10 protein-coding genes are annotated in these 13,179 nt (G+C 32.7%); 4 read left to right on the top strand and 6 right to left on the bottom strand.

Annotation, left to right across the window (positions count from 1 at the left end; translation table 11 throughout):
- Positions 1–82 precede the first annotated feature (82 nt).
- The 4 genes from Q0958_RS13895 to Q0958_RS13880 all read right to left on the bottom strand — a co-directional run bounded on the left by Q0958_RS13895 (position 83) and on the right by Q0958_RS13880 (position 4,359).
- The gene (locus Q0958_RS13895; protein WP_299124099.1) at positions 83–1,801 is read right to left on the bottom strand and encodes a nucleoside transporter C-terminal domain-containing protein; all 1,719 of its coding nucleotides are present in this window, start codon (positions 1,799–1,801) and stop codon (positions 83–85) included.
- 14 nt (positions 1,802–1,815) lie between these two features.
- Positions 1,816–2,430, bottom strand: a complete 615-nt coding sequence (locus Q0958_RS13890; RefSeq protein ID WP_299124097.1) for a bifunctional nuclease family protein — start codon at positions 2,428–2,430, stop codon at positions 1,816–1,818.
- A gap of 143 nt (positions 2,431–2,573) precedes the next feature.
- Entirely contained in the window at positions 2,574–3,527 is a 954-nt protein-coding gene (locus tag Q0958_RS13885; protein WP_299124095.1) for an electron transfer flavoprotein subunit alpha/FixB family protein, read from the bottom strand.
- 91 nt (positions 3,528–3,618) lie between these two features.
- Positions 3,619–4,359: an electron transfer flavoprotein subunit beta/FixA family protein gene (locus Q0958_RS13880; RefSeq protein WP_299124093.1), complete on the bottom strand. Its 741-nt coding sequence runs from the start codon at positions 4,357–4,359 to the stop codon at positions 3,619–3,621.
- 210 nt (positions 4,360–4,569) lie between these two features.
- On the opposite strand from Q0958_RS13880, the gene Q0958_RS13875 reads away from it, so the two are divergent.
- The 4 genes from Q0958_RS13875 to Q0958_RS13860 all read left to right on the top strand — a co-directional run bounded on the left by Q0958_RS13875 (position 4,570) and on the right by Q0958_RS13860 (position 11,275).
- Positions 4,570–5,553 (top strand): pyruvate dehydrogenase complex E1 component subunit beta, encoded by a 984-nt coding sequence (locus Q0958_RS13875; protein WP_299124091.1) that lies wholly within the window; start codon positions 4,570–4,572, stop codon positions 5,551–5,553.
- Positions 5,554–5,630: 77 nt separating this feature from the next.
- Positions 5,631–8,135, top strand: coding sequence for a DUF5686 family protein (locus Q0958_RS13870; RefSeq protein WP_299124089.1), 2,505 nt, complete (start codon positions 5,631–5,633; stop codon positions 8,133–8,135).
- Between the two features lie 101 nt (positions 8,136–8,236).
- Positions 8,237–8,764, top strand: coding sequence for an inorganic diphosphatase (locus Q0958_RS13865; protein WP_150901109.1), 528 nt, complete (start codon positions 8,237–8,239; stop codon positions 8,762–8,764).
- A gap of 114 nt (positions 8,765–8,878) precedes the next feature.
- Positions 8,879–11,275 (top strand): sodium-translocating pyrophosphatase, encoded by a 2,397-nt coding sequence (locus Q0958_RS13860; RefSeq protein WP_299124086.1) that lies wholly within the window; start codon positions 8,879–8,881, stop codon positions 11,273–11,275.
- 75 nt (positions 11,276–11,350) lie between these two features.
- Here the strand turns inward: Q0958_RS13860 and Q0958_RS13855 are convergent, their stop codons facing one another.
- Positions 11,351–12,055 carry a hypothetical protein gene (locus tag Q0958_RS13855; RefSeq protein WP_299124084.1) on the bottom strand — a complete coding sequence of 235 codons (705 nt, stop codon included), beginning with the start codon at positions 12,053–12,055 and terminating at the stop codon, positions 11,351–11,353.
- A gap of 112 nt (positions 12,056–12,167) precedes the next feature.
- A complete protein-coding gene (locus Q0958_RS13850) occupies positions 12,168–13,136 on the bottom strand; it encodes a hypothetical protein (RefSeq protein WP_299124082.1) in 969 nt (322 codons plus the stop codon).
- Positions 13,137–13,179 lie beyond the last annotated feature (43 nt).

Below are 13,179 nucleotides of genomic sequence, written 5' to 3'. Positions count from 1 at the left end.
CTAGGGGTATCAAAAATCATCCAATAAAAAAGCTTCAATAATTACTATTGAAGCTTTTTTATATTTTATATATCGTTATTTTCTATCCGATAATCATACCTGCAATAGTTGCCGACATTAACGAAGCTATAGTACCTCCTATTAATGCTTTCATTCCAAATTCTGATAAGGTTTTACGTTGTCCTGGTGCTAACGAACCAATTCCTCCAATTTGGATTCCAATCGAAGCAAAGTTGGCAAATCCACATAACATATACGTTGCCATAATAACTGACTTATTGTATGTTAAATGTGTTGCACTCGCTACATTTTTAAGTTCTGCTAACTGAATGTATCCAACAAATTCACTCGCTGCTAACTTAATTCCTAATAACTGCCCCATTAAAGCCATATCTTCTTTTGCTACACCTATTAACCACATTAATGGTGCAAATACATATCCAAGAATTGCTTCTAATGAAAACTTAGGATATGATGTGTTTTCTGCCATCCAAGTATTTAAATTGGTAATGTCTCCTACCCATCCTAAGATTCCGTTAATCATTGCTATAAATGCAATAAATACTAATAACATTGCTGCTACGTTCATGGCTAAGTTTAAACCTTCAGTAGTTCCATTGGCAATCGCATCTAAAATGTTTGAACCAATTTTTTCTGAAGAAACCTGTACGTCTGTATTTACTTCCTCAGTTTGAGGATATAAGATTTTAGAAATAATAATAGCTCCTGGTGCTGCCATTACTGAAGCTGCTAATAAGTGCTTTGCATATAATAAACGTAAAGCTTCATCATCACCTCCTAAGAAACCAATATAAGCAGCTAATACCGCTCCTGCTACCGTTGCCATTCCTCCTATCATTACTAATAAGATTTCTGACTTATTCATTTTTTCTAAATATGCCTTAATTAATAAAGGTGCTTCTGTTTGTCCTAAGAAAATATTTCCTGCTACCGATAAACTCTCTGCTCCCGATATTTTTAATACTTTAGAAAGTAACCAAGCCAATCCTTTTACTACCTTTTGAATTAACCCTAAGTAGAATAATAAAGAAGTTAATGCCGAAAAGAAAATGATTGTTGGTAATACTTGGAATGCGAAAATGAATCCGAAAGAACTCATATCCGACACTAAGCCGCTAAATAAGAATTCACTACCTGCTCTTGTAAAATCTAATACACTTACAAATAAACTACCTACCCATTCAAATGCTTTTTGAACAAATGGTATTTTTAATACCCCAATAGCAATTATTAATTGAAAAGCCAATCCTAAACCAACTGTTTTCCAATCAATATTCTTTCTGTTTGAACTGAATAAAAAAGCAATTACTAATAAAGCAAGCATTCCAATAGCTCCTCTAAACAAACTATTCATAGAAAATCCTTGACTAGGAATAATAGCGCTTGTTGCTTTTTTTTCTTCAACTACTTTTTCTACAACTGCTACAGTTGATGGTGTTGATGTAAACTTATACAACACATTTTTTTCAGACAATGTTAAAGCATCCTCTGTAAGTTCTACAACGTTATAGTAACGAACCGTATCGTTAGGTTGCTTGTAGTTAAAAATTAATAAGTTATTTTGATGAATATAGTTTCCTCCTGCTTGTAAACTATCTTTTGCTACTAATGAGTACTTAAAATCTCCTTTTGTTAAATGTAAAACATCAGAAGGATTTATTGTAACCACCGAGTTTCCATCGGTAGTAGTTATAGACGAAAAATTCCACTTTTTCTCTATGCTTTGCCCAAAAGTTACTATTGATGCACAAAGCATTATGAAAGTAAATAATTTCTTCATTTTATATATTTAATTTAAGAACGTTTGCTGATTTCATCGCGAATTTTCGCGGCCATTTCATAATCTTCGTTTGCTACAGCTTCGTTAAGTTGCTCGTGTAGTTCCTGTAGTGATAAACTTGCGTACCTGTCTTTACCAGCAGCCGCTTCTTCTTCCTCTAATGAGAACTCTATTTCTTCAGACTCTAAGTCTTCTTCAATAATTAGTTCTTCATCCAACTTTAGATAAATACCTGCTTTATCTAAAATGTTTTCGTAAGTGTAAATTGGTGCGTTAAAACGGACGGCTAATGCTATCGCATCGGATGTTCGTGTGTCAATTACTTCTTCTTCGCCATCTTTTTCACAGACTAAACTAGAATAAAACACACCATCAACCAGTTTATGTATAATAACCTGTTTGACCGCAATAGTAAACCTATCGGCAAATGTTTTAAATAAATCGTGTGTAAGTGGCCTTGGGGGACGAATTTCTTTTTCTAATGCTATCGCAATAGATTGTGCTTCGAATGCTCCTATAATAATAGGTAACGTTCTTGTTCCTTCCATTTCACTTAATACTAACGCATAAGCTCCACTTTGGGTTTGACTGTACGAAATTCCTTTAATAGTCAGCTTAATTAAACTCATTTATCAATTATCGTAATAACAAAAAAGCTGTCTAATTTTAGGCTCTTTGCTTAAAATTTAGACAGCCTTTTAAGAGGGCACAATTTACTAAAAATAATGAGTTCACCTCAAATTTAAGTAAAAAGAAAATTTACCCAATTATTTTATGCTTGTTTGAAAGCTTTTAATTTCTCAATTAATTGTGGAACAACCTCAAAAGCATCACCAACAATACCGTAATCTGCAGCCTTAAAGAAAGGTGCTTCAGGATCGGTGTTGATTACTACTTTTACCTTAGATGCATTAACTCCAGCTAAGTGCTGAATTGCTCCAGAAATACCGATAGCGATGTATAAATTTGAAGCTACTGGCTTACCAGTTTGTCCAACGTGCTCGCTATGAGGACGCCATCCTAAATCTGAAACTGGCTTAGAACATGCAGTTGCAGCTCCTAAAACTCCAGCTAATTCTTCAACCATTCCCCAGTTTTCTGGTCCTTTTAATCCTCTACCTCCAGACACAACAACATCTGCGTCTGCAATTGTAACAGTACCTGATGCTTTGTTAATGCTTTCAGACTTTACTCCTAATTCTGGCAATGAAGCATCAAATGACTCTGCTGAACCGCTTACTGCATTTTCATGCGCTCCGTAAGAATTTTTTGCTACACCAATTACTCTTTTCTCTGTAGTAATCTCAGTATTGTTAAATCCTTTGTTTGAAAAAGCTTTTCTTTTTACAACAAATGGACTTGTGCTGCTTGGTAAAGCAACTACGTTAGATGCTAATCCAGCCTCTAAAGCTACTGCTACTAATGGAGCAAGTGTTAAACCATCAACACTAGAATCGATAATTACAGTACTGGCTGCTTGAGCTTCCGCTACTTGTTTAATGATTGATGCATATGCTTTTGCATTAAAAGAAGCTAAGTCGTTTTTTACTTCCACTACTTTTTCAGCACCGTATGCATATAATTCAGAAGCATCTCCTCCATTGATAGTTACTACCACCATGCTACTCCCTAACTGCTCCGCTACTTTTTTTCCGTATGAAACTACTTCAAAAGCAGTTTTTTTAAATTTTCCTTCCGATGAATCGGCAAAAACTAATACAGACATATTTTATATTTTTTATATTACCAATAAGAAAGAAAGGCTAATTAATGGTTGCTTCTTATTCTTATTAATAATGAGTTTTTAAATTTTACTACTAAATTGCTTTTGCTTCGTTGTGTAATAAGTCGATTAATTCGTCAACATTATCTACTAACTTCACTGCTCCTTTTTCTGCTGGTCTCTCAAACGTTTTCGTAGCTGAACTAGCAGCTGCTCCCGTTGGTTCCACTACAGATAATGGCTTTTTACGCGCCATCATAATTCCACGCATGTTAGGAATACGTAAATCTTTTTCCTCTACAATTCCTTTTTGTCCTGCAACAATCATTGGTAATGTTGAAGAAACTTTTTCTTCTCCACCATCAATTTCTCTATCTAAAGTAGCATTCGTTCCATCTACTTCAATACCAACACATCCGTTAACAAAGTTATAATCTAATAAAGCAGCTAACATTCCTGGTACCATTTGACCATTGTAATCTGCAGATTCTTTTCCTGCTAAAACTAAATCGTATCCTCCGTTTTTAACAACTTCAGCTAATTCTTTAGCTACCATAAAACCATCAGTTGGCTCAGCATTTACTCTAATTGCATTATCTGCTCCAATAGCTAATGCTTTACGTAAAGTAGGCTCTGTTGAAGCACCTCCAACATTAACTACAGTTACGCTTGCCCCCTGTTTTTCCTTAAACCACATTGCACGAGTTAAACTGAACTCATCGTAAGGATTAATTACAAACTGAACTCCATTCGTATCAAACTTTGTATCGTTATCGGTGAAGTTAATTTTTGATGTAGTATCAGGTACGTGACTGATACAAACTAATATTTTCATATATTGCTGTTTTTAAGAAACTTAATTTTGAGTGACGAAGTTACGTCTTTTTTTTAATTTATTATGCACGCATAGTAAATTTTTTACTTCTATTTAATTCTCTAGAAATCACTACAAATGTAGGTAATGATTTGTTTAAGTTAAAAAACTATTTTTTAGTTCTATTTTTACTATTTTTGCACTCTTGATAAACAACTACTTATAAAACGTATGAAAACAGTACAATTTAGAGAAGCTATTTGCGAAGCTATGAGTGAGGAAATGCGCAGAGATGAAAGCATTTACTTAATGGGTGAGGAAGTAGCTGAATATAATGGAGCTTATAAGGCTTCTAAAGGAATGTTAGATGAATTTGGTGATAAGAGAGTAATTGATACTCCAATTGCTGAATTAGGTTTCGGTGGTATTGCAGTTGGTTCAGCAATGAATGGAAATCGTCCAATCGTTGAGTACATGACCTTTAACTTCTCTTTAGTTGGTATCGATCAAATTATTAATAATGCAGCTAAGATTCGTCAAATGAGTGGTGGTCAATTTAATTGTCCTATCGTATTTAGAGGTCCTACTGCTTCTGCTGGTCAATTAGCAGCTACACACTCACAAGCTTTTGAGAGCTGGTATGCTAACTGTCCTGGATTAAAAGTAATTGTACCTTCTAACCCATATGACGCTAAAGGATTATTAAAAGCAGCTATTCGTGATGACGATCCAGTAATTTTTATGGAGTCTGAGCAAATGTATGGTGACAAGATGGAGATTCCAGAAGGAGAATACATCATCCCAATTGGTGTTGCTGACATTAAAAGAGAAGGAACAGATGTAACTGTAGTTTCTTTTGGAAAAATTATTAAAGAAGCTTACAAAGCTGCTGAAGAATTAGCGAAAGATGGTATTTCTGTTGAAATTATCGACTTACGTACAGTTCGTCCAATGGATCATAACGCAATTTTAGAATCTGTTAAGAAAACAAATAGATTAGTAATCTTAGAAGAAGCTTGGCCATTTGGAAGTGTTTCTTCAGAAATTACTTTTAGAATACAAGATGAGGCATTTGATTACTTAGATGCTCCTATCAAAAGAATCACAACAGCTGATACACCAGCACCATATTCTCCAGTATTATTAGAGGAGTGGTTACCTAATGCTAAGGATGTTGTAAAGGCTGTTAAGGACGTTATGTACCTTAACAAATAAGAAAAGAAAAAAAGAAATTGAAAAGAAATTAAAATCCTTTTGACCCATGTCAAAAGGATTTTATAGTAATAAAAAAAATGAGACTAAGACTTACAATACTATTAGTATTCATAACCAGCGTGTTATACTCTCAACTTACATTAAAAGGTAAAATTGTTGATGAATTTGACAATCCGCTACCTTTTGTAAATGTGGTTATGAAAAATACAATCTATGGAACTACCACTGATGACGATGGTAGATTCTTTTTAAAAACAAAAAAGTATAGAGGTACTGTAGAAGTCTCTTTTCTTGGGTTTCAGACACAAACATTTAGTGTAAGTGAAAAAACGAGGTTTTTAAATATTGTACTAAAAGAAGAGAGCAATCAATTAGACGAAGTTGTTGTAGTTACAAGACCTAAGAAAAGGCTGAAAAAGAAAGAAAACCCTGCTTACCGAATTTTACAAGAAATTTGGAAACGAAAAAGAAAGAATGGTTTAGATTTAGTTGACTACTATCAATTTAAAAAGCATAAAGCTATTGAAATAGGTATAAACAACTTAGATACCGCTTTTTTGAAGAGAATATTTAAAAAAGAATACAAACAAGCTATTCAAGAAGTAAAATATGATGATGATGGTGTAAACTATTACATTCCTATATTCTTAAACGAGGAGGTTTCTAAAGTATATGGTAATAATATTACTAAAGAAGTTAGAAATGATATTGAAGCAGAAAAATCTGAAGGATTAGGTGCTCAAGGATTTGTTTTTGATAGAATGTCGAATACTTTTCAGAATATTGATGTATTTAAAAACAACATTACCTTACTACAACGATCTTTTGTAAGCCCATTATCTACAGATGGTTTCGCTACATACGACTATGTACTATATGATAGTATTACTAAAAACGATAAAAAACTTTACAATATTTACTTCTTCCCTATTAGAGAAGGTGACTTAGCTTTTGAAGGAAACTTTTGGGTAGCAGATAAAAACTTCTCTATCAAAAGAATAAAAATGAAAGTTCGTAAAGAAATTAACTTAAATTTTGTTAGAGGTCTTTCATTTGATAAAGAATTCGAAGTTCAAAACGATTCTATTTATCTTCCTACTAAAAATGCATATGATGGCGATTTTACTTTTATCGATAAAAGTGAAACCAATAAAGGTTTAACCATCAAAAAAACTATTACGTTCAAAGATTATGTATTAGATAAACCTTTGGCTGAGAATTTTTACAAAGAGGAAATTATAAAAATTAGACCAGATCAGTTCGAAAAAGACAGTACTTATTGGGCTTCAACCGATTCTCAAGAAACTAAATCGACATATCAACTTATAGAAAAAGTTAAACAGAAAAAACAAATTAAGAACTTAACGGGTGTTATTAACACTGTAGCTAGTGGATATATAAACACTAAAATCGGTGTCCAATTTGGTCCTTTCTGGACTGCTTTTGCTAAAAACGAAATAGAAGGATTTAGAACTCGTATTGGTTTTAGAACTTTTAAAACTAAAGATGATCGATTTAGAATAAATGGTCATGTTGCTTATGGTTTCAAAGACAAAAAAATTAAGTATGGTGCTGAGGCTCGTTATCTTATATCTTACAAACCTAGAATTGCTGGTGGTTTAGCCTACCAAGATGATATTGAGCAATTAGGAAGTGTACTTTTTAACACAACTCAACTTTTAGGAAATAGCTTTGGTACCTCTGCATTATTTACACGTGGTAACAACCGTTTTCTTTCAAAAGTTAAAAAAGTAGCCGCTAATGTTGATTTCCAAATTAAAACCAACCTTCATGTAGGTTTCAATTTAACAAGATCTAATATTGTTTCAGCTGCACCAAGTTTATTTTCTATTAATTATTTAGATGAAAATGGAGCTCTTAGAGATAGAGTTGTAGATGTTTCATCAGATATATATGTTTCATTCACCCCTGGAAGATTTGTATATGGTTATGGTGTAGAAAGACGTTTTGGAAGAAATATTTTCCCAACCTTAATATTAAACTATAAAAAAGGACATAGCGGAATTTTAAATGGAACTCACAACTATCATAAGTTACAGTTTCAATATAACCAACCATTATTACTTGGGAAATTTGGAGTATTAGACGCTACATTTGAAGCTGGTAAAACTTTTGGAACTGTACCACTAAGTTTATTAAACCCAATTCCTGCCAACCAATCTTTCTCATTGGTTAGAAATACATTCAGTTTGTTAAACTTTTATGATTTTGTAACAGACACCTATACAGCTACGCACTTAGAGCATCACTTTAACGGATTCATTTTAAACAGAATTCCTTTAATCAAGAAATTAAAACTAAGAAGTTTAGTTACTTTTAGAGCTGCTTACGGAACCATATCTGATGCAAACAGAGCTATAAACCGATCAGATATCAGTTATAATACACCAGAAAAACTGTATTATGAATATGGATTTGGTATTGAAAATATTGGATATGGAAACCTTCGTTTCTTAAGAGTTGACGCTATTTGGAGGTCTGATTATGCTTTACCTGCAGGCTCTACAATTGCACCAACTCCAAAGTTTGCAATTCGTATTGGAATTAGACCTGGCTTATAATCATTCTTTTAACCATAAAATAACAGCAACTTACCCTTTAAAAATGGTAATTAATTAGTACTTTTGCTGTCCGATTTTAGAAACGAAGAAAAGCAAGATATATGACTGCAAAAGAAAGAAAGACAGTAGATGTTTTAATTGAAATTCCAAAAGGAAGTAGAAATAAATACGAATATGATTTTGATTTAGGGAAAATCCGCTTTGATAGAATGTTATTTTCATCAATGATGTACCCTGGAGATTATGGTTTCATTCCACAAACTTTAGCTTTAGATGGAGATCCGTTAGACGTATTAGTTTTAGGTGCTGAGCCAACTTTTCCTATGTGTGTAATGGAAGTTAAACCTATTGGTGTTTTTCACATGGCTGATGAAAAAGGTCCAGATGAGAAGATAGTTTGTGTACCTGTTTCTGATCCAATTTGGAATAACTATAATGATATTTCAGACTTAAATCCACACCGTCAAAAAGAAATCACTCACTTCTTCCAAGTTTATAAAGACTTAGAAAAAAAGAAAGTTGATATTGGTGATTGGGGTAATGCTGATGAGGCTTATGAAATCTTAGACAAATGTCTTGAGCGCTACGAAAACAGCGAGCATAAAGCTAACGGAAACTTCACTATTTAATAAAAGTTTTCAATAAAATTTATAAAAAACCTCTCAGAAGCATCTGAGAGGTTTTTTGTTTAGTCGCTGATTTTGTTATATTTACAACACTTATAACTAATCAAATTACTAAACATGAAACAAAACATGATCTATTTGCCAATAGCCTTGGCAATTTTAGGGCTTATTTTTATGTACATAAAAATGGTCTGGGTAAAAAAACAAGATGCAGGAAATGACAAGATGAAATCCATTTCCAAAAGTATTAAAGAAGGAGCTCTTGCTTTTTTAGCCGCAGAATATCGACTATTACTTATTTTTGTAATTATTGCCTCCGCGGCACTGTTCGGAATTTCTCAATTAGTCGATACCACAAGTATCATGATTGTTCCCGCTTTTATTATAGGAGCTATATTTTCTGCCTTAGCAGGAAACATTGGAATGCGTATTGCAACCGATGCCAATGCTAGAACTGCTGAAGCTGCCAAAACCAGTTTACCACAAGCCTTAAAAGTATCTTTTGGAGGTGGAACTGTAATGGGACTTGGTGTAGCTGGATTAGCCGTTTTAGGATTAAGTTTATTCTTTTTAATATTTATTGGACAATTCTTAACTACAGAAGGAAACTTTTACAATGAAATGACCATTGTTTTGGAAGCCTTAGCTGGTTTTTCTCTTGGAGCTGAATCTATTGCACTATTTGCCCGTGTTGGTGGAGGTATTTATACCAAAGCTGCCGATGTTGGTGCTGATTTAGTAGGGAAAGTAGAAGCAGGTATTCCTGAAGATGATCCACGTAACCCTGCAACTATTGCAGATAATGTAGGTGATAATGTAGGTGATGTTGCCGGAATGGGTGCCGACTTATTTGGTTCGTATGTTGCTACCGTTTTAGCAGCAATGGTATTAGGTAATTATGTTATTAGAGACATGTCTACCTCAACTCCTTTTACTGATGAATTTAACAATATGGGACCTATATTATTACCATTGGTAATAGCAGGTGTTGGTGTTGTAGCATCTATCATTGGAACTTTCTTAGTTGGAATTAAAGATAACACTGCAAAAGAAGCAGAAGTACAGAAAGCACTAGACACAGGAAACTGGGCTTCAATTTTAATCACCTTAGCTGCGAGTTTCTTTTTAATTAAATGGATGTTACCTGAAACAATGCAAATGAACTTCTTTGGAGAAGGTTTAAGAGACGTTTCGTCAATGAATGTATTCTGGGCTGCTTGTATAGGATTGGCTGTAGGAGCATTAATTTCTATGGTTACTGCTTATTACACAAGTTTAGGTAAAAAACCGGTGTTAGATATTGTACAAAATAGTGCTACGGGTGCTGGAACAAATATTATTGCTGGTTTAGCTGTAGGAATGAAATCTACTTTCTTATCGGTTGTTTTATTTGCAGCTGCTATTTATGGTTCTTATTTCTTTGCTGGATTTTATGGTGTGGCTTTAGCTGCTTCTGCAATGATGGCAACTACTGCAATGCAATTAGCAATTGATGCATTTGGACCTATTGCCGATAATGCTGGTGGGGTTGCTGAAATGAGCGAATTAGAAGATCACGTACGTGAGCGCACTGATATATTAGATTCTGTTGGAAATACCACAGCAGCTGTTGGAAAAGGTTTTGCAATTGCTTCTGCTGCATTAACTGCCTTAGCTTTATTTGCTGCTTATGTAACTTTTACTGGTATTGATGGTATTAACATTTTTAAAGCCGATGTATTAGCTATGCTATTTGTTGGAGGAATGATTCCTGTAATATTCTCTGCATTAGCAATGCAATCAGTGGGAAAAGCTGCTATGGAAATGGTACATGAGGTACGCCGTCAGTTTAGAGAAATCCCAGGTATCATGGAAGGAACTGGAACTCCTGAATATGCTAAATGTGTAGATATTTCTACAAAAGCAGCCTTAAAAGAAATGATTTTACCAGGATTAATTACCATTATTACACCAATTATTATTGGAGTTGTTTTTGGCGCTGAACCATTAGGTGGTTATATGGCTGGAGTTTGTGTATCTGGTGTAATGTGGGCAATCTTCCAAAACAATGCCGGAGGTGCTTGGGACAATGCTAAAAAATCGTTCGAAGCTGGTGTTGAAATTAACGGAGAAATGACATATAAAGGTTCTGATGCACACAAAGCTGCTGTTACTGGAGATACGGTAGGTGATCCTTTTAAAGATACTTCTGGACCTTCTATGAATATTTTAATTAAGCTTACTTGTTTAGTTGGATTGGTAATTGCACCTATTTTAGGTGGACATACTTCAGATTCTCATGCTACTAACGAAGTTAAAAAAGAAATCAAAGTAGAAATGAAATCTACTGATGGTGAAACTGCCGTAGCTGTGGTTACCACATCAAAAACTGAAAATGGTGAAACAATTTCCGAAACAGAAACCATTGAAGGAACCGTAAAAGAAGTAAAACAAAAAGTAGAAGAAACTACTGATAAAAATGCTTCTGTAAAAGTTATCAAAGAAGTAGAAGAAAAAACCGAAAAGAAAGAATAGTTTTTTATACTAAAAAAATAATAAAACCTCACAGTAAATAACTGTGAGGTTTTTTATTTACAATAACTTATTATTTTACTCACATTTCTTCAGCTTTTTCACAATTTCTTTAGTCAAATCCTTACCATACATACACCCAGAACAAGTTCTAGTTAATGGCACTTGTTTTTCTATTTCAATTATTCTTTTCTCAATCTCTATAATTTGAGCTGAGTTAAAACTTGAACGATTACAATAAAAATACTCTATAGCCATTATCCTTGAAGCAGGATTAATGCTGTACAATAAAAATTGACAATTAGAAGCATTTACCACCTTATTAAAGACCTCTCTATTTGGCAGCAACCTACCGGCAAAACCACAATAACCTCCATAAGTTATTCCTATAAAAGGACTCATTATTTTTTCAATCTCTATAGGTATATCCATTTTAGATTTTAGTGATTTAAACGCTTTTTCAATCCCTAGCTTTATTGGCTTAACTTTAAAATTATCATTAATATCAAATAGCTTTGATAATTTTTCTTTGTATAAATTCTTTGTTTTTCGTGACTCACTAGGAATATTTACTAATAATTCATAAGCTATAATCTCATTTTTAAAGTAAAGAATCTTATATTCAAAAGATATATATCCTTTTCCATTGCTTCCAGTTCTTAAGTAATAATCATATCCTAATTTTTCTAATTCATCATCATCTACTTCCAATATTTCAAACAAATTTTTGGTTGAAGTGTTATAAGCGTTAGTTACTTGAGAAATAAATAATGTATCTTTCATTACCCACTCTTTAATAATTTTAGTCTTTTGAGAAAAGGAGTAATTAAAAGTTAATATAAGAATCAGTACTACTATTGTTTTTATTTTTTTCATAACATATTTATATCTTAAACTATTTGTCAATAATAAAGCGTAACAATTCTTTTTTAGTTAAATAAGAGTTTATCTTTTTGTTTTTCTTCCAATATTCATAAATCTCTTTATGGGTTTCATAAGCTTGCTTTCTTAGTTCAGATAGTACTTCTCCATTTTTTTCTGCTATCTCTATCTCTTCTATAATTCTCTTCGATTTAATTGCATCTTTATCCCCATAAAAAAACAACAATCTTTTTTTGCTAAACTCCTCTAATACTTCACTTAAACAGTAAGCAATACTTCCATTTCTTAAATCAAAAATTACTGGTTTGTCAAGTGGCAAACTGTTTAAAAATTTAATAAAATCTTCATTATCTTCTCTACATCCAGAAATTGTTCCCCAAACCCTATATTCAAAAGGATTATCTCCTACCTTTCTTATTGGTAAACCGTAATAAAAATAATCTTGAATATTTTCTAAACCTGAAATCCCTTCATAATCATTTATTGATTTATAGGCTAATTCAAAAAAAGCATCTAATAATTTATACTCTAATTGTGATTTTTCATTTCTACGAATAAGATTACTTGTCAACGAAATAGTATCTTTTGATGCATAAACTTTACTAAACTTATAGTGTATACCATCTAAAATAGAAGCTCTATGTCTTGCTGTTGAATCTAACCGACTTGCTTTTAACTCATTTAAAAACTTATTTAAAACAATACTATCAACATGAAAGCTTCTTTTATAATGAATAATCAGAGTATCCTTAACATTTACTTTATAAGAAACTGAATCAACCCATTCTCTATTACTATATTTATCTTGATATGTATATTGTTTAATTAAACCTTCTTTAACATCAACCGTAAACTTCGTTGAAAAAAGAAATGAAGGCTTAAAAAGTATTTGAACTTCTTTCAATTCATTACTTTGATTACACGAAACTAAACCAATTAACAACAGAAAAACAATGATGAGAAAATATAATTTATTTTTCATTACAACTTTATTTATAGCACATCAAAAATATAAAAACTAAAAT

The organism is uncultured Tenacibaculum sp., assembly GCF_947499065.1.
Classification (GTDB): domain Bacteria; phylum Bacteroidota; class Bacteroidia; order Flavobacteriales; family Flavobacteriaceae; genus Polaribacter.
This window is presented reverse-complemented; position numbering and strand designations above follow the sequence as displayed.